This is a genomic window from Providencia sp. PROV272 (assembly GCF_049901975.1).
Classification (GTDB): domain Bacteria; phylum Pseudomonadota; class Gammaproteobacteria; order Enterobacterales; family Enterobacteriaceae; genus Providencia; species Providencia stuartii.
On record NZ_CP096291.1, the window covers coordinates 1,141,721 to 1,160,613 of the forward strand.

The 18,893-nt window shown below is 40.6% G+C and carries 12 protein-coding genes and 4 pseudogenes; 9 read left to right on the forward strand and 7 right to left on the reverse strand.

What is annotated here, in order from left to right; translation table 11 throughout:
* Positions 1–207 precede the first annotated feature (207 nt).
* Positions 208–765, reverse strand: a complete 558-nt coding sequence (locus M1E93_RS05145) for an iron transporter (protein WP_014656600.1) — start codon at positions 763–765, stop codon at positions 208–210.
* A 264-nt stretch (positions 766–1,029) separates the two neighbouring features.
* Here M1E93_RS05145 and M1E93_RS05150 point away from each other — a divergent pair.
* Positions 1,030–1,308: pseudogene (locus tag M1E93_RS05150) on the forward strand (haloacid dehalogenase-like hydrolase); the annotation flags it as partial.
* A 27-nt stretch (positions 1,309–1,335) separates the two neighbouring features.
* On the opposite strand, the gene M1E93_RS05155 reads toward M1E93_RS05150, so the two are convergent.
* Positions 1,336–2,283: an IS30 family transposase gene (locus M1E93_RS05155; RefSeq protein WP_140035165.1), complete on the reverse strand. Its 948-nt coding sequence runs from the start codon at positions 2,281–2,283 to the stop codon at positions 1,336–1,338.
* A 100-nt stretch (positions 2,284–2,383) separates the two neighbouring features.
* Between M1E93_RS05155 and M1E93_RS05160 the strand changes: the two are divergent.
* Positions 2,384–3,040 (forward strand): annotated as a pseudogene (locus M1E93_RS05160) (haloacid dehalogenase-like hydrolase); the annotation flags it as partial.
* Between the two features lie 102 nt (positions 3,041–3,142).
* Here the strand turns inward: M1E93_RS05160 and M1E93_RS05165 are convergent.
* Complete coding sequence (locus M1E93_RS05165; RefSeq protein WP_004922704.1) at positions 3,143–4,108, reverse strand: hypothetical protein; 966 nt, start codon at positions 4,106–4,108, stop codon at positions 3,143–3,145.
* Between the two features lie 238 nt (positions 4,109–4,346).
* Between M1E93_RS05165 and rimO the strand changes: the two genes are divergently transcribed.
* Positions 4,347–5,681 carry a 30S ribosomal protein S12 methylthiotransferase RimO gene (gene rimO / locus M1E93_RS05170; RefSeq protein WP_004922699.1) on the forward strand — a complete coding sequence of 445 codons (1,335 nt, stop codon included), beginning with the start codon at positions 4,347–4,349 and terminating at the stop codon, positions 5,679–5,681.
* Between the two features lie 721 nt (positions 5,682–6,402).
* A pseudogene (locus tag M1E93_RS05175) lies at positions 6,403–6,540 on the forward strand (helix-turn-helix domain-containing protein); the annotation flags it as partial.
* Between the two features lie 188 nt (positions 6,541–6,728).
* Here M1E93_RS05175 and dhaM read toward each other — a convergent pair.
* On the reverse strand, positions 6,729–8,162 hold the full coding sequence (dhaM, locus tag M1E93_RS05180) for a dihydroxyacetone kinase phosphoryl donor subunit DhaM (RefSeq protein ID WP_053110379.1): 1,434 nt from the start codon (positions 8,160–8,162) through the stop codon (positions 6,729–6,731).
* A gap of 518 nt (positions 8,163–8,680) precedes the next feature.
* Between dhaM and M1E93_RS05185 the strand changes: the two genes are divergently transcribed.
* A complete protein-coding gene (locus M1E93_RS05185; protein ID WP_140035165.1) occupies positions 8,681–9,628 on the forward strand; it encodes an IS30 family transposase in 948 nt (315 codons plus the stop codon).
* A 315-nt stretch (positions 9,629–9,943) separates the two neighbouring features.
* Here M1E93_RS05185 and M1E93_RS05190 read toward each other — a convergent pair.
* Positions 9,944–10,579, reverse strand: a pseudogene (locus tag M1E93_RS05190) (response regulator transcription factor).
* A 482-nt stretch (positions 10,580–11,061) separates the two neighbouring features.
* On the opposite strand from M1E93_RS05190, the gene M1E93_RS05195 reads away from it, so the two are divergent.
* Complete coding sequence (locus M1E93_RS05195; RefSeq protein ID WP_036941349.1) at positions 11,062–12,057, forward strand: LacI family DNA-binding transcriptional regulator; 996 nt, start codon at positions 11,062–11,064, stop codon at positions 12,055–12,057.
* Between the two features lie 39 nt (positions 12,058–12,096).
* Here the strand turns inward: M1E93_RS05195 and M1E93_RS05200 are convergent, their stop codons facing one another.
* Positions 12,097–13,551, reverse strand: coding sequence for a glycoside hydrolase family 32 protein (locus M1E93_RS05200; RefSeq protein WP_042116769.1), 1,455 nt, complete (start codon positions 13,549–13,551; stop codon positions 12,097–12,099).
* Between the two features lie 231 nt (positions 13,552–13,782).
* On the opposite strand from M1E93_RS05200, the gene M1E93_RS05205 reads away from it, so the two are divergent.
* From M1E93_RS05205 to purT, 3 genes are all read left to right on the forward strand, one after another.
* A complete protein-coding gene (locus tag M1E93_RS05205; protein WP_036941345.1) occupies positions 13,783–14,727 on the forward strand; it encodes an aminoimidazole riboside kinase in 945 nt (314 codons plus the stop codon).
* Between the two features lie 112 nt (positions 14,728–14,839).
* The gene (gene rarD, locus M1E93_RS05210; protein ID WP_004922670.1) at positions 14,840–15,757 is read left to right on the forward strand and encodes an EamA family transporter RarD; all 918 of its coding nucleotides are present in this window, start codon (positions 14,840–14,842) and stop codon (positions 15,755–15,757) included.
* A 118-nt stretch (positions 15,758–15,875) separates the two neighbouring features.
* On the forward strand, positions 15,876–17,054 hold the full coding sequence (gene purT / locus M1E93_RS05215) for a formate-dependent phosphoribosylglycinamide formyltransferase (RefSeq protein ID WP_004922667.1): 1,179 nt from the start codon (positions 15,876–15,878) through the stop codon (positions 17,052–17,054).
* A 45-nt stretch (positions 17,055–17,099) separates the two neighbouring features.
* On the opposite strand, the gene M1E93_RS05220 is transcribed toward purT, so the two are convergent.
* Positions 17,100–18,707 (reverse strand): GMC family oxidoreductase, encoded by a 1,608-nt coding sequence (locus M1E93_RS05220; protein WP_004922664.1) that lies wholly within the window; start codon positions 18,705–18,707, stop codon positions 17,100–17,102.
* Positions 18,708–18,893: the final 186 nt, after the last annotated feature.

The window sequence follows — 18,893 nt, forward strand, 5'->3', positions numbered from 1 at the left end:
AGTGACCTTTAATAAAAGTAAAAGGGCTATTCGCAGCAATTAAGCAGCGGCTAGCCCTTAAACCCTATACACTCGCGATATTCAAGTTTAAATAACAGCGATATTAGTGATGCTGATGCGCACAGTTCATAAAGGTTTGTATGATCCTTGTGATACATTCATTTCACTTAGCTGCATCCCGAATGATTTAGAGTATTGATTCGTAGGTTAGTAGCTGCCTTTACGGCCGACGCCCGCATAGTCAAACTCCCATGAAACTTCGAAAGGTTTGAACCAAGGAGCAACGCCTGTTTCTTTATCGATATGACGACCAAAGGCAACTTGTTTGTTGTAGGATGGTGGATAAATTTTGTAGGTTACCTTGTATTTACCATTACCATCTAACTTGATGTTTTCGCCATAGTGAGGCCCATCACTTGCGACCATCGGCATGAAAGTACCCGTTTGGGTTTGGGGTTTGTCACCAAGTTTAGTTACTGTGTATTCGATGCTGAGATATGGGATCCAATCACCTTCAGCAAAACCATTCGGATTATCTTCAACCGCATGAATATCTGCTTCTAAATGGATATCTGCTTTATCGGCTGGAAGGTGGGACATTGCATGTTGTCCTTCTTCGGTATCCATTGTGATAGGCTGTAGATAAACACCTTGGATTTCCATTCCATTTTTAATGACGGGCTGGCCTAAAGGGTATTCTTGAGCAAAAGCAGCCACAGAGAATAGAGCTAAACCCGAAACAGCAGCTTGATAAGCGAGTTTCATCATTTTGTCCTTACCATTATTTTATTATAGGAAGCGCAATGATAATCATTATTATTACTGCTATTCAAGTTAAAGTTTAAGCTGAAAATTTCATTTAACGCCAAATACATGAAAAGTTTTAAAAAAATAATTACAGTAAGAAAGTTATTATTCTTTAAAAAATATCTTGTTATATCGAATATAATCAGCTTATTGATTTTATGTCACGATGAATTGAACAGAGTTTGTTTATTATCACCCCACGAATATATAAAGGTGTAAAGTATGCAAAAACGTTATCTTGATTGTACGGCTTCTGAAATACTGCATATGAATAAAAAGGCATTATTAGAAGCGATTAAAGGAAGTGAAGGGCGCCTAGTGGTTTCTGAGACTATTGGCACTATTCAACCTGTTTTAATGAATGTGACAAATGCTGAACTTGCAGCGAGTCAAGGTGCTGACATTTTACTATTAAACATTTTTGATGTGGATAATCCCGTTGTCCAAGGGCTTCCTGATAATACACCTCAAACAGAGATCATCCGCACGTTAAAACGCCTTAGGCGGATTCAAGTCCGAAGTGCAACGCTAAGCCGCCTTTCTTAGCTCCGCAAACACCACCGAAGGTTGTCTGAACCCCAGACACTTGCGTGGCCTGCTGTTCAACGCTCCCTGATAGCGTTGTAAGTCTTCTTCTGTCACTGTCCGCAGGTCTGTTCCTTTCGGGATAAACTGTCTTAACAACCCATTCGTATTCTCGTTCAGCCCACGCTCATGCGAGGCATACGGATGGGCAAAGTACGTATCTGCGTTCAGTGCTTCTGCTATCGCCTTGTGCTCACTAAACTCTAGACCGTTATCGAACGTTATTGTGTGACATACATCCTGATACTCACTCAGCAGTGAGATAATGGCCTTACTGACTTCCACCGCATCCTTTGAAAACACCTTTTTTGTCAGGTAAATACGGCTTTTGCGTTCTGCCAGTGTCACGATAGCACCAGTGCCCTGTTTACCCTGCACCAAATCGGCCTCCCAGTCCCCCAGACGGCTACGGTCATCGACGACTGACGGCCGTAGCTCAATGGATACCGCATCAGGGATGCGCCCTCGTTTCTGCCCGTAGCCCTTACGATATCGCCGTTTGCCCTGCCTAAGATGCCTGTACAACTCGCCACCGCTACGCTTATCCGCATAGATATACTGGTAAATCCATTCATGGCTGACGCTAAGACCAATAATGCTGCCAATTGCACTTATTTGCTCAGGACTCCACTTCCACTCCAGAGCAAATATCACGAAATCTATGGTCTGCTGAGGAATTGTCCTTTTGGCAGATGACAGCCGCCTATCACAGCACTTCTGGTGTGCCTGTTGTGGGTTATAACCAGTATCTGAAGTGTTACGCCTCAGTTCACGGGAGACCGTGGACTTGCTTACACCGATACGGATACCTATCTCATGGCAGGATAAATTATCCTCACGCAGTATCGATATCTGGTATCGTTGTCCTTCGGTTAGTTGCTGATACTTCATACTTACTCGCTCATCTTTGGTCGGAAGAGCAGGATAGCTTATCAGTAGCTAACCGTCCTTCCATCTAACATGACCGAGCGTTGCACTTATTATCTGAATTCGCGTTACTGGCCGAGCTATCGGCGTGAATCTAGAGCCTGTTCCCGCAGGTTTTAATAATCCTCATCAAGATGCGCAGTGGAAAATATCTGAAGGGCGATTAGCTACGGTAAAAAATGCCATCAAATTAAAAGAGATGGGAGTGGATATTATTGTATTAACGGGAAATCCAGGCAATGGCGTCACCAATCATGAAATTAATTTAAGCCTAAAAGAGCTTAAAGCGGCTGTGGGTGAAAATATTATCTTGGTCACGGGCAAAATGCATGCTGCGGGGGTGTTAAATGAATCTGCTGAGCAGTTAATTACCGAGACGGATATTCGTAGTTTTATTGATAGCGGTGCAGATGTGATTTTATTACCAGCCCCTGGAACGGTGCCGGGGATCTCTGCCGAATTTGTGCAAAAAATGGTGGCTTATTGTCATTCACAAGGGGTATTAACGATGACGGCAATTGGGACATCGCAAGAAGGGGCGGATATACAAACCATTCGCCAAATTGCGCTGATGTGCAAAATGGCAGGAACAGATCTGCATCATATCGGCGATTCGGGCTATAACGGTATTGCATTACCAGAGAATATTTTAAATTATGGTATTGTGATCCGAGGTGTTCGGCATACTTATTCACGTATTGCTCGTTCAATAAATCGTTAGTGTTTTTTAAGCCGAGAGTTGATAGGGAATAGCTTTCGGCTTTGTGGTTTATATTCGTTTCATTAGGTAAACCAAATGAGGAAAGTGCGACAGCTAAGGTGATTATTTATTAACGTTATCGGTATCTGTATTGGTATAGCTAATATTGTTTACAGTTTCTGGATAAAGCCAACTCATAAATAAAGTCAATCCAATAAATATAGGGATAACTGAAGCTAATAACAAACCTAAAGCCCATGAAAATGGTAGGTTTATGGACAAAAATGTCCATAATATAAAGGAAAGACCTAAAATTATGATTGAGATAATAATGGCCTCTATATTTTCTACCCTTCTCTTTGATGGTGCAAATTCAAAGGTTTTTGGGTTTACATCGAGTTTAGTAAATACACTTTGATTGATTTTTATATCAGGAGTTCTCGCAAGTCCTTTAAGGACCGCCTTGAGCATCCACTTCCTTTTTTCTATTGGAGAGAAAAGTGAATAGTTAAGCCAGTTTTCGATGGGTAATTTATATTCTTTACGCTCATTTGAGGCATTTTTATATTGAAAAACAAGATAGTCAGGCCGATTTCTACCGCCTGTTTTAATATGCACAATATACTCAGAGCAAATATTTTCCCAGAGTATTTCAATGTTCCCGTTTGGATATAGGGTATTAATAATACGAAATCCGTCGTTATCTACAGAAAAATAACCAACAGTTTTACTTAATCGTTTTAGTAGAGCATAAAATGAAACTAATAGTATGGCCTCAATAGTAATAAAAAGTAACTTTCCCAAGATAACTTCCCATAAAATGAGAGAAGTAAATGCATATAGCAATGCAAAAAATAGCCATAAAAAATAAATAACTGCTTGATTACCATGGCCAATTACGGGTTCTATAGGGCGTTTTAGTTCATTTGGTAATGGGTAAATTATCGTTTCGAAGATAACATAAGGGTTATTGTTGTTACTGATACTATTGTCGTTACTCATGCTATCCATACTGAAAGTATTGCTGTTGTAGCTATGGTTATTTCTACGTCTGTTGCTTTTCTTATTCTTGCTCTTATTTTTCTTCATATTTTAACGAACAGTATTTAGCATCAACTCTTTTTAATGGAATCGAAGAGGGTAACATAAGTCAAATTTGATAGCTAATAAATAACGATGTATTAATAATGTCTATTTTATAGCGGTAAAATCCTTAAGAGGTAAATGGCTTAATCTAATCAATGCTCATAGCTAAAAATTTGTACAATTTTTACTATACTTCAGGTAAAATCCAGCCCATTTTTTAAAACAATAAAAGAAGTGAGTTATGTCGCAAAATACTAATCCGGTGCCAAAAATTGGTTTTGTTTCACTTGGCTGCCCAAAAAATCTTGTCGATTCAGAACGTATCTTGACTGAACTACGCACAGATGGCTATCAAGTTGTACCAAGTTATGATGATGCTGATTTGGTCATTGTGAATACTTGTGGCTTTATTGATAGTGCCGTTCAAGAGTCTCTTGAAGCGATTGGTGAAGCATTAAATGAAAATGGCAAAGTGATTGTGACAGGGTGTCTTGGGGCTAAAGAAAACCAAATCCGCGAAGTACACCCAAAAGTACTCGAAATTACAGGCCCTCATAGTTATGAGCAAGTACTCAATCATGTTCATCATTATGTGCCAAAACCAGAACATGATCCTTTTTTGAGCTTAGTTCCTGAGCAAGGTGTTAAATTAACGCCAAAACATTATGCCTATTTGAAGATATCGGAAGGTTGTAATCACCGTTGTACATTCTGCATTATTCCATCCATGCGTGGTGACTTAGATAGTCGCGCCATTGGGGATGTACTAAATGAAGCAAAACGCTTAGTTGAATCAGGCGTTAAAGAGCTACTGGTGATCTCACAAGATACTTCCGCTTATGGTGTTGATGTCAAACATCGTACAGGCTTTTGGGAAGGTAAACCCGTTAAAACCAGTATGGTTGGCTTATGTGAGCAATTAGCGTCACTTGGTGTGTGGGTTCGCTTACATTATGTCTACCCATACCCACATGTTGATGAGGTAATCCCATTGATGGCGGAAGGGAAAGTTCTTCCTTATTTGGATATTCCATTGCAGCATGCTAGCCCAAAAATTCTAAAACTAATGAAACGCCCAGGTGCGGTCGAAAGAACACTTGAGCGTATTAAACGCTGGCGTGAAATTTGCCCTGAATTAACTTTACGCTCTACTTTTATTGTGGGCTTCCCAGGGGAAACGGAAGAAGATTTCCAAATGTTACTCGACTTCTTACAAGAAGCGCGCCTTGATCGCGTTGGCTGCTTTAAATATAGTCCAGTTGAAGGCGCGAAAGCGAACGAACTAGCCGATCAGGTTCCTGAAGAAGTTAAAGAGGAGCGCTATCATCGTTTTATGCAGTTGCAACAACAAATTTCAACAGAAAGGTTGCAAGAAAAAATTGGGCGCAAATTGCCTGTTATCATTGATGAAGTCGATGATGAAGGTGCAATTGGTCGTAGTATGGCGGATGCCCCAGAAATTGATGGTATGGTTTATTTAAATGGTGAATTTGACGTGAAGCCAGGTGACATTGTTAATGTGCTGATTGAGCATGCTGATGAGTATGATCTCTGGGGTTCAATTGTCTCTGAATAACCACCAAGTGAAAAGATAATAGACAAAAGCCTGCTCAATAATTGAACGAGCAGGCTTTTTTTAGCCGCATTATTAGTATCTAATTTCGATATAATCAATGTTATTGTCCTAGATCAAAGGATAAAAAACTATTCATGTATTATTTGATTTGTGATATTAAAATTTCATGAAAAATTGACATAATTTGAGAATGACTTACGGATGTATAAGGATGGCTATGTCTATTGATTTATCATCTCCAGTAATTTCTCCCAAATCAAAAGAAGTGGCGAAGGTGATTTCTTCAGAGTTGTTAATTCATTTTGCCAGTCTTGCTATCGAAAACGGATTGGCTCCTATCAATGATATGACTATCGATGCTTCACTCATTGAGCCTAATGGAAAAACGTTGTGGTTAAGTGAGATGCTGACAGCACCATTGGCTATTACCAACGTATTATCAAATTGTACAACTCAGGAAGCGTTATTTAGCTTATTTACTCATCCTGTTAAGTTACAGGGAACCTTTTATTATCTCGCCCCTATTTATTGTGAAAATAGAGCATTAATTGCCATCGTTGCGTTTGCTTCTCAAACGGTTGACAGCACTATTCTACTTGCCTTAGCAAACGCTGTTGGTCGTGAAATCAGTGAGAAAATAAAGCGTCACTTATGTTTGCAAGAGTTGGTTTTTGAAAAACATCAACCTACAGAGCGCCGAGAGCTGAGTATTCAGGAAGTCGAAAAAGCGGCAATTATCGAAGCGGCAAGGCTTTGTGGTGGAAAGGTCCAAGAGATGCATCAAGTCTTGAATATGGGGAGAACAACGCTTTGGCGAAAACTAAAGCAATACGACATTAATATTAAGGAATATAAGTAACTAACTCAAAGCGGCCTCATTATGCATGAAAAACAATGAGCAAAAAATGGTTGTAATTGATGGTTATCATCAAGAGATATAAAAGCCTTTCGAGTCGTTACACAAACCGCCGTATATTTTTACGGCGGCCTATGTTGAATCTATCAGAAATTGTCAGTGGTGGTAGTTGAAGCTCACCGTTTCACTATTTATGACGCCACTATTAATGAGCGAGTCTCAATAGATAATTGTAATTTTGTTTGTTCAGCTATTTGGTGAATGTTGTCGCCAAGATCCGTTAATATCGGTAGCCCCATTTTTGCCGCAATAATACAGGTATGGGAATAAGGGGAACCATTTGCCAGAGCAACACCCACTACGTTTGTATTTCTGTAGCGAAGTAGTTCAGAGGGGCCTAAGTTACCACTTAAAATAATCGTAGGCTCGGTGAAAGCACATGATGGCTGTGCGACAGATGATATTGACATAAGTAACTGATTTTTTAAGTCTTCAATATCAATAAATCGAGCTTGTAAATACTCATCGTCTAGTTGCTGATACTGTTTTGACATATTGTTGAATATGTTGGAAATCGCGTCATAGGCAGTATTGCGTTCATTTTCGATGCTTTGTGTGATTGATTCTACAAGTTCATCATCTTCTAATAATAAGCGATGTCCTCGAAAAATATTGGCAATCTCTTCACCATATTGTTCGCTCAGTGTATTAGCGAGAGAATCTAAGTGCGTTTTTAACTGTTCAATTGCTTTGGTGGCCCTACGGGTTTCGTTTTCACTTGTTTGATAAGACGAAATGCAAGGTTCAGTGTTTGGAGCGTGGTGATGAGCTAACCCTGCTACGGTTGGTACATAGGCCGTTTTCCCTACAAAGGTTTTGCTGTCCGTTGTTGCGATGTTATCTCCAAAATTGTGTTGGGCAAGCTGATTAAAAGCATCGATGGCATTTTGGCTATCTACTCCTTCTGCAACCAAAGTAATTTTGTCACCTTGACGCACTTGTAATAACGCAATTTGGTTCATGCTTTTCGCATCCGCGCGTTTTTCACCATGACGTAATTCTAGTGTGGCTGTAAAACCAGAAAGCAACGTTGCTAATTTTGCCGCTGGGCGGATATGTAGGCCCGAAGGATTTTTGACCACCCATTGGGTTGTTAATGCCTGCTCTGAAAAATGAGTATGTTTGTCTTTTTCATTCTCAGTGGTAGTGACGGTGTCATTTAGCTGTTGCTGTTTTGCCTGTAAAGCTTGTTGAGCTTCATTTAATATTTCATCAATTGAAGCTCCACCCGATGCGGCGGCCGTAATCGCTATGGCGCCTTCCACTAAAGGGGCGCTACATAAATGAACCTTTTCTGCCAAATCTGGATCGATGAGATCAAGTGCCGTTTCTGCACTGAGTAGTGCACTGCCTAAGTCCATTAATAAAATGATATGCTCGGCATCGGATAAACTTTCGATTGCCTCCATCACTTTCACCGCATCTGTGCCGATAGGGTGAGTTTCATCATCAACACCTGCCGCGGTGATGATGTGACACTTTTGTTTGTTTTGCATTTGCGCTGCAAGTTGATGCAACCCATCAGCGAGCAATTTACTATGAGAAACAATAATGAGACCAATCATATCCTTCTCCTTTACCAAAGTGTGGCGTTCGATCGTATCGTTTGATAATAGGGAATTTTACGGCAAAAAGAGAGCGCCTCGGCTGTTATTGAGCAATAAAAGTGCAAAATATTAGCGGAAGCGCAAATAAACCAGCCAATGCTCGTGGATGTTTGCTGTGTGGCAAGGATCGAGACTTAAAAACGTTTGCTCCCTTTTCCTGAAATTTTCATGGTGTCAGCTTACTGATACAAAAATTAAAGAAAAATGAAGTAACGGCATTATTATTGACTAATCATTGATACTTGGATGTCAGTTTTGAACCGTTTTTTTAGATTAAGAGCATTTTTAGAGAATAGGATTTAACGGAGAGTAACTTAAATTTAAAAGAAAAGTTGAGTGCACCTAGGCGGTTATTTATATGAAAGAGGGAGACGCGAATTCAGATAATAAGTGCAACGCTCGGTCATGTTAGATGGAAGGACGGTTAGCTACTGATAAGCTATCCTGCTCTTCCGACCAAAGATGAGCGAGTAAGTATGAAGTATCAGCAACTAACCGAAGGACAACGATACCAGATATCGATACTGCGTGAGGATAATTTATCCTGCCATGAGATAGGTATCCGTATCGGTGTAAGCAAGTCCACGGTCTCCCGTGAACTGAGGCGTAACACTTCAGATACTGGTTATAACCCACAACAGGCACACCAGAAGTGCTGTGATAGGCGGCTGTCATCTGCCAAAAGGACAATTCCTCAGCAGACCATAGATTTCGTGATATTTGCTCTGGAGTGGAAGTGGAGTCCTGAGCAAATAAGTGCAATTGGCAGCATTATTGGTCTTAGCGTCAGCCATGAATGGATTTACCAGTATATCTATGCGGATAAGCGTAGCGGTGGCGAGTTGTACAGGCATCTTAGGCAGGGCAAACGGCGATATCGTAAGGGCTACGGGCAGAAACGAGGGCGCATCCCTGATGCGGTATCCATTGAGCTACGGCCGTCAGTCGTCGATGACCGTAGCCGTCTGGGGGACTGGGAGGCCGATTTGGTGCAGGGTAAACAGGGCACTGGTGCTATCGTGACACTGGCAGAACGCAAAAGCCGTATTTACCTGACAAAAAAGGTGTTTTCAAAGGATGCGGTGGAAGTCAGTAAGGCCATTATCTCACTGCTGAGTGAGTATCAGGATGTATGTCACACAATAACGTTCGATAACGGTCTAGAGTTTAGTGAGCACAAGGCGATAGCAGAAGCACTGAACGCAGATACGTACTTTGCCCATCCGTATGCCTCGCATGAGCGTGGGCTGAACGAGAATACGAATGGGTTGTTAAGACAGTTTATCCCGAAAGGAACAGACCTGCGGACAGTGACAGAAGAAGACTTACAACGCTATCAGGGAGCGTTGAACAGCAGGCCACGCAAGTGTCTGGGGTTCAGACAACCTTCGGTGGTGTTTGCGGAGCTAAGAAAGGCGGCTTAGCGTTGCACTTCGGACTTGAATCCGCCAGATAAGTGAAATAACTTAAAACTAATATGCGAAATTATTTCACGGTAAAAATAATAATTCACTTAAGTAACATTAACGATATCGGCGAAGGAGGCTGACACACTGCAAGTTTACATGTGGCAGCCCAGAACATTAACTAATCTAGCCATGAAAATGGCCTATAGCAATTAAAACTGTAAAAACCTTAATATTCAAAATAAAAATATATTAATGGTTAAATTTTTTAATTAATTAAAGCTAAATAGCTAAATTAATATTATCGACAATGTGCATTGATAATCAATGATGTCATAAATTTCTAGAGTAAGTATTTATATATTCATACTCTTGTATTAATTGCGGTAACGATTTTATGCCGAGTTTTGTATAAATATTTGAGCGATGAACTTCAACCGTTCTTGGCTAAAGTGCTAATTTTTCAGCAGTTTCCTTACTCGTGTTACCTTCTAGGATCATATCCATGATCTCTTTTTCTCGATTGGAAAGACGATCAAATTTATCTGCTAATTTATTGTATTTCTTGAGCTCAGAATGCTCATTAGCAAACAATTCCATAGCATGGCTGACAGCATGCGCGATATCCGAATCTTTAAATGGAAATGAAAAGAAATCAAATGCGCCGGATTTGAAACTTTCACGGCAAAGCTCTACAGATGGCTTTTCTGATAGGATAATAAAAGGGATGATACCTAATGAACCATTGATATTATTCAATCTGCCAATATGATTATTTTCACTGTTTAGGAATATTAATACACACTCTTTTGCTCCTTCTTCTTGAGGGTACGTATAATTACTTGTAAATAAATCTTCATCATTATAGAACTTAAAATTGAAACCAAAAGATTCCATCATTAGTTTCAGTTTATTCTTAATGACATTATCATTTTCTATGATTACGTGAATGGTGTTATTCATCACCATACTCCTGTTACACTGATTTGATATTCATATAAAATTTGAAAAATACGTTGAGCCAGATTGCTACGTAAGCTAATGGTAATATTTTCTTGCTAATTTTTTAGATTTATTATTAATGTATTTACGGACCTTTAACGACCTTAATTTATATTATATTTCGCGACTAGGTAAATTTAATATAAAAGTAGGGTTAATGGTTAACGTTTGTGTCATTAAGTAAAAAATAATAAATATCTTACTATATGGTAAGTAGAAACACGTATGCTTTGTTTATCTCACTATATATTTTAGATATGTTATAAAATTTTTTTATGTAATGGAATGATAATATCGTAAAATAGTAGTCATAAAAAGCTCTAATACTAGATTTAGTATAGTTTCATTTGTAATAATCACAAATATATTTAATCACTCCTGTAGGTGATTTTTATCCTTATCATGTTAGAATTTTCATTCGTTATTATATGGCTGAGTGAAAACACGTAATGGCTTCTTTAAAAGATGTGGCTCGACTTGCTAATGTTTCATTGATGACAGTCTCAAGAGCCATCAATAACCCTGAGCTTCTGAAACCTGATACCCTAAAACAGGTGCAGCAAGCCATTCAAACACTTAACTATGTTCCTGATTTTTCCGCTCGAAAAATTCGTGGGAAGGGGTCGAAAATATCCACGGTTGGTGTACTTGCGCTTGATACGGCTACAACACCTTACTCAGTTGAAATTATTCTTTCAATAGAACAGACCGCAAGGCAGTTTGGTTGGAGTAGTTTTGTGGTCAATATCACATCAAATGATGATAATGAGCGTGCTGTACGACAATTATTGTCGCAGCGGCCGGATGGTATCATTTATACAACAATGGGGCTAAGAGAAGTATCGATACCAGAAGGGCTACATACTTATCCTCTTGTATTGGCAAACTGTATTGACCCACAGCAGAATTTTCCTGCCTATATCCCTGATGATTACCACGGGCAGTATCATGCAATGTGCAAACTGATTGAAAAAGGTTATCGACGCCCTTTGTGTTTGTATATTCCAAAAGAAACATTAGCGGGACAGACCCGTAGAGAAGCGGTTGAATCTTCATGGAAGTCGGCTGGATTACCACAAGAGGCATTAAAACAATATCACTTAGCGCTTGGTGATGAACATTATCTGGATGTGATCGACCTTATTAATAGGCATTGTGAAAGTGGTAAACCTGATTTTGATGTTGTGGTATGTGGTAATGATCGTATCGCTTTTTTAGCGTATCAGGTTTTGCTGAGCAAAGGGCTGCGTATACCTAAAGATGTTGCCGTATTGGGGTATGACAATATGATTGCGGTTGGGGAGCTGTTTTATCCACCATTGAGTACGGTTGTGCTGCCTCACTATCAGTTAGGGCAGGAGGCAGCATTACATATTATTGAACAACGAAAAATTGAAGGTACACAGTATGTTTCTTGTGACCTTCTGGAGCGCTCATCAATTTAATGAAAGGATCACGGTTTATTCGCGATCCTTAAAAAGTGGTTATTCGACCGCTTTATGCAGTGGCCATAATGTCGCCTTTATTAATTTGGCTTTCTGGTTTATGGCAAATAAAGTTAAAGCTCGCTCCCCTTCTTGCGGATAAATTCGGCTGGTAAAACACATTTCCCCCTCATTGATAAAAACTTCAATGCTAGATTTATCAATAAAAGCACGTATTTTGAGATACTGGGTTTGTGGTAACGGCGCACAGCGGTAATCACTAATAACATATTCTGGATAGTGGCGGGTGAGCATTAAGGTTTGTGTCTGCCCATCAATGAAGAATTGAGCACCATTACCAATCCAAAAACCGAATTTTTCAGCCGGGCTGTTCTGTAAATCCCAAATTAATTCAATTTCACAGGCTTTGGCATCATCATACATTTTAATCACACTATTTTTTTCTAACACACAAGGTGTGATCTCAATAGCTTCTTGCCGTAACGATGTCAGCTCTTTAATTGGGTTTACCTGTATTTTACCTTGGTTGTTCAAGGTTAGCTCTCTTGGGATGGTAAAGCAGCCTGACCAACCGTGAGGTTTTGATGGCATATGGCTTTCCCACATATCCATCCAAGCAATCGCTATACGCCGTCCATCTTTAGATAAGAAAGTTTGCGGCGCATAAAAGTCATGACCAAAATCGATTTCGGTAAAATGGTGAGTTATTTCATAAGGCTGTTGCGGTGACCAATGACCCACAAGATAGCCATTTTGGAAACGGTTTCGATACTGATGACCCGATGGTTTTTTGCCTTGAGGGGAAAATAATGTGACAAACTGTTCGCCTAAAGGGAAAAAATCAGGGCATTCCCACATATAAACATTTTTATCTTCTGTTTTAGCCAAAACTTGGTATTCACTAGGCCAATTAAGTAGATCCTCTGTGCTAAAGAGGAGAATTTGCCCCTGATTTAAATGGTCTCTTGCACCAACGACCATCCACCAACGGGAATCTTGATACCAAACTTTTGGGTCACGGAAGTGCATATAACCTTCAGGTGGAGGGATAAGGACACCTTTTTTCTCAAAATGTATGCCATCTTCACTCACTGCAAGGCACTGCGCTTGATAGATCTCGCTGTCATCCCCTTCATCGGATAACCAAATATGACCGGTGTAAAATAAGTATAGTTTTCCATGATGACTGACCGCAGAGCCTGAAAAACAACCGTCGCGATCATAGTCATTACCCGGTGCGAGGGCGATAGGTTGATGTGACCAGTGGAGCATATCTTGACTCGTAGCATGCCCCCAATGCATTGGTCCCCAATCTGAACTGTAGGGATGATGTTGGTAAAAAGCATGGTATAGACCATTATGATAAACAAGCCCATTTGGATCATTTAACCAACCCGCATAAGAGGCAAGATGATATTCAGGATAAAATTGCTTGTTTAGAGATTGTCTCGCTGTTTCAAGCGCTATCGATGCTTGTTCAATACGTTGTTTCATCATAGCTCCTTTACGTGTACCGATTGTTTATCAGTGCTTATTGTTAAAAAGATTAGGTAATGCACATTGATCCATAAATAGGATGAGGCGATATAACACGTGCGTTAATATTGTCTTTTATTTATACTCTAAGCTTTAAATGTTAACGTTAACAATCTGGGTTTTCCAGTACTAATTTGTGTTAATGTAATAATTGTATGTCGAGTCATTCAATCTTCGAATGGGGTGAATATGAAAGTTTGGTCTTTAGGTGATGCGGTCGTTGATTTAATTCCTCTGCACAGTATGCAATATGAAGCCTGTGCTGGTGGGGCTCCTGTGAATGTCGCTGCTGGTGTTGCAAAATTAGGGATACCAAGTGGTTTTATTGGGCGCGTAGGCGAAGATGCTTTTGGTCATTTTATGCAAAAGACGTTATTTGATATCGGTGTTGATACTAGCGCGATGGAATTTGATGAGCGGTATCGCACGAGTACGGTGTTAGTGTCTTTACATGAAAACGGTGAACGTGAGTTTTCCTTTTTAGTTTCACCTTCGGCAGATCAATTTCTCAGTAACAAAAATTTACCGCGTTTTGAAAAAGATATACTGCATTTTTGTTCGTTAGCGCTTGTTCATCCAGTTTGCCGCGCATCATTAAATGAAGCAATTGATAAAATTCAGCAAGCGGGGGGATTACTCAGTTTTGATATTAATATTCGACCTCAAATGTGGTCGGATCCTATTGAAATGCATACCAAGGTCGATGAATTTGCTTATCAGGCAGACATACTGAAACTCTCGGAAGATGAGTTATTGTGGCTTGTTGAGGAGGTGACATTGGATAGGGCAATAGAGAAACTCAAGAATTATCCTGCCCGTTTGAAAGTTGTCACTCAGGGAGCGAAGGGCTGCTTGGTATTAACCCATACTCATCAAATCGGCATTAGCGCATATCGTGTCGAAAGTGTTGATACGACGGGGGCTGGTGATGCTTTTATGGCTGGATTGCTTGCGGCTATCGCCCAATTTGGAGTGAGTGATAATGATGACGATTTAATGAAAGTCATTACACAAGCAACAGCTTGTGGTGCATTAGCGACAACACGTAAAGGGGCAATCAGTGCAGCGCCATCCCAGCAAGAGCTAACGGCATTTATTCACCAGCAACCACCATTACATATTCGCGAACTTTGAGAAGGGCTTTACGGATGTGAATAGTGATGTTAATTAATTCAAATTGATAAATAAAAGTGTATGATATTTATAGTGAAATTTTATTTAAGAAAACATCAATTTTGGGTTAATTATGTTACTGAGATCAGGGGTAGCATTGGCTATCTTTTCTTATATTTTATGGGGGATCACACCGCTTTTTTACCGTTTGTTGCCCGGCGCTGAACCTTTAGAGCTACTTGCCCAACGTGTAATTTGGTCGATCCCCTTTTTATTAGCCATTCGCTTACTGATTAAAAATAAAACGCTTTGGCAACAAGTATGGGCAGATAAACGCTCAATTATTTTATGTTTGTTTAGTTCATCTATTATGGCGATATCATGGGGGGCATTCACTTATGCATTAACCCATGGACAAGTACTTGCTGCCAGCCTAGGTTATTTTATTAATCCACTGTTTTCTATTTTACTTGGGGTCGTATTTTTACATGAACGGCTAGTTTTAGCCGAGAAAATGGCGGTATTGCTGATTTTTTCCGGTGTCTGTTTCCAAATCTGGCAGTATGGTGAATTGCCTCTACTTGCCCTTGTGATGGGAAGTGCTTTTGCCGTCTATGGTTTGATCCGCAAATTTATTCGTTTTGATGTTATCACTTCGCTTTTTGTTGAGGCGATGTGGCTATTGCCTGTCGCCATTGGGATCACATGGTGGCTATCCGCTAATGGCACGAGTGCTGTCGAGGCGGGGGATTGGCAAATCAAGCTGCTGTATATGCTTGCGGCTCCGGTGACAATTATTCCATTACTGTTTTTCACTGCGGCGATAAAACGCACAACATTAACCGTAATAGGGCTTGCCCAATATATTGAACCAACGATCCAATTCTTATTAGCTGTATTCTTATTTAATGAACTATTTGATTGGGTGAAAGGGGTTAGTTTCTCATTGATTTGGTTAGGATTACTGTGCTGTATTATTGCCTTGCTGCATAAGCGCTACAACGAATATCACAAACGTGTCCCTTATGTAACAGGTCGTGATAAGCGTTAGAAATGCTAAGCGAATATTGCGATAAATGAAGTGAAATACGATCTCTTATGGTTTAAGCAAACGATTGCGTATATAATCTTGTCCATGAAATCAGCTTTTTTATACAAGGTTATCCATCATGAATAAATTAGGTACAGCGCTTTGTCCTTCTGCAACAAAAGTGATGCTGCTCGGTTCAGGAGAGCTCGGGAAAGAAGTGGCGATTGAGTGCCAGCGTTTGGGCATTGAAGTTATTGCGGTTGATCGTTATGACCATGCGCCCGCCATGCATGTTGCTCACCGTAGTTATACCGTTAACATGCTAGATGGAGAGGCAATTCGCCAACTTGTTGAGAAAGAAAAACCTGATTTTATCGTGCCGGAAATTGAAGCGATTGCGACCAAGACCTTAGTGGAATTGGAGCAACAAGGGCAAAAAGTGGTGCCTTCTGCTAATGCAGTTTATTTAACCATGAATCGTGAAGGGATCCGCCGGCTTGCGGCAGAAGAATTAGGCTTACCGACCTCAGATTATCGTTTTGTTGAGACTGAAGCGGATTTTGTGACCGCAGCTAAAGAGATTGGCTTCCCTTGTATAGTCAAACCAGTAATGAGCTCTTCGGGTAAAGGCCAAAGTGTTATGCGCGGCGAACAGGATCTCAAAGCAGCATGGCACTATTCGCAAGAAGGTGGACGTACTGGTCAGGGGCGTGTGATCGTTGAAAAAATGATCCATTTTGATTTTGAAATCACGATGCTCACCATTAATGCCGTTGATGGTATTCATTTTTGTGCGCCTATTGGGCATCGCCAAGAAAAAGGGGATTATCGAGAATCATGGCAACCACAACAAATGAGTGAAAAGGCATTGGAAAATGCACAAGCGGCCGCTGCCAAAATTGTGACTGCATTAGGTGGGTATGGCTTATTTGGTGTGGAACTATTTGTATGTGGTGATGAGATCATTTTTAATGAAGTTTCGCCTCGGCCTCATGATACAGGTATGGTGACCTTAATTTCACAAAACTTATCTGAATTTGCCCTTCATGTGCGTGCTTTCTTGGGGCTACCTATCGGGGCAATCCGTCAATATGGGCCAAGTGCATCGGCGGTGATCCTTCCTGAATTGTCTAGTCGTGATGTTGTTTTTTCGGGGTTAGGGCAAGCGTTAGATTCGGATATTCAATTACGCTTATTTGGTAAACCTGAAATTGCCGGAACTCGCCGCTTAGGTGTTGCCTTGGCGATTGCGGATTCTATCGATCATGCGTTAAATAAGGCGAAGAAGGCAGCGGCAACCATAACCGTGAATGGGTAATGGCATTATTATCGCCCACTTAGGGTGAGTGGGCGATCATTGGCGTTAATGGTTATCCTGTATCACCATTGCCGCGCCACGCTCGGCAATCATGATTGTTGGAGCGTTGGTGTTACCACTTGGGATTTCTGGCATCACAGAGCAATCAATGACACGAAGTTGCTTAATGCCATGCACACGTAAGCGTAAATCGGTCACGGAAGTTGCTGTGTCTTTTCCCATACGACAACTGCCGACAGGGTGGTAGACGGTTTTACAAAAGTTACGTACAAACTCCTCTAATGCTGCCTCATCATGTTGAACCTGTGCTGGCGGCATTAATGTCTCTTTACTAACCGCTTGTAGTGCCTCCGACCCAAGTACTTTTAACCCAAATTTGACAGCACGTTTGCAGCCTTCCATATCTTCCGGTGCGGCTAAATAGTTGGCATGAATTTTTAGTGGCGCTTGTGGATCTTTGCTACGCAAGAGTAATTCACCGCGCGACTTAGGTTGTAAATAGCCCACTTTTAATGTGAAACCATGTGTCGCGGGCAGTGGCTCGCCGGGAACATCATCCCAGCTATCAAGTATGGGTAAAAAGTGAATTTGTACGTCGGGGCGACCTTGACCACAGCTATCAATAAATGCAGCACCTTCAAGTACGTTTGATGCTAATAATCCACTACGAAAAGCTAACCACTGAAAGCCATGTTTTATAGCATGGATACCTTTGTCAGCGCCAAAAAGACTAATAGGATCTTTGGTTGTGACATTAATGGACATATGAAGATGATCATGGAAGTTTTTACCGACAGGAAGGTCAGCGACCGTTTCAATCCCTAATGATGAGAGGTGATCTTTAGGACCGATACCTGAAAGCATGAGTAATTTCGCGGAGCCCATCGCGCCGGCACAAATGATCACCTCTTTTTGGGCGAAAACATCGACTTCACCACCATTTTTATCCTGATAGCTTACCCCAACAGCGACACCATCACGGATAATAATACGGTTAACTTGTTTATTAAGCTTTACTGTAAGTTTATCGCTTTGTGCGACACTCTTAAGATAAGTTTTTGAAGTGCTTGCTCTTTCGCCATTTTTCGTTGTTGTTTGATAAAAACTGACTCCTTGTTGGCTTTCACCATTAAGGTCATTAACATAAGGAAGCCCTTGCTCTTGTGCGGCTCGGATAAAAGCCATAGAAAGAGGGTGCCGATAACGGTTTTCACTGACAGGAAGCAGCCCTGCGGTACCATGATAGCTATCAGATAAACTTTCATTTTGTTCGGCTTTCTTAAACCAAGGTAGGACATCTTGGTAGCTCCAGCCATCACAGCCATAGATTTGCGCCCAATTATCGTAATCCTGTTTTTGGCCTCGAATATAAATCATGCCATTCACAGAACTGCTGCCTCCGAGAACTTTACCTTGTGCTATCTGCATCTTGCGATTATTTGCATGTGGTTCAGGTTCCGTTTCGTAGGGCCAGCTTTTTTGGGCAATAATTTTAGCTACCCCAGCTGGCATACGAATATACAGATGATTATCACTTCCTCCGGCTTCAATCAAAAGAACGCGTGACTGGGTTTCTTTAATAAGCCGTGCGGCAAGCACGCAGCCAGCCGAACCTGCTCCTACAATGATGTAATCATAGTTTTCATTATTCATACAGTTATTCCCCTGATCAAAGTAGCGTTGCTATAACAATTTATTTTCATGTTATTAACAATAACTCTTTATCTTATTAAGGTGTGAATAATGTGTTGTTTATGTGAAGAGTATCAAAATGAAAGTTGTGTGTTTTTTTCTCGGTGTTTTAGTATTTTGTTGTTTTTAAAGGATAAAAAAATCTAA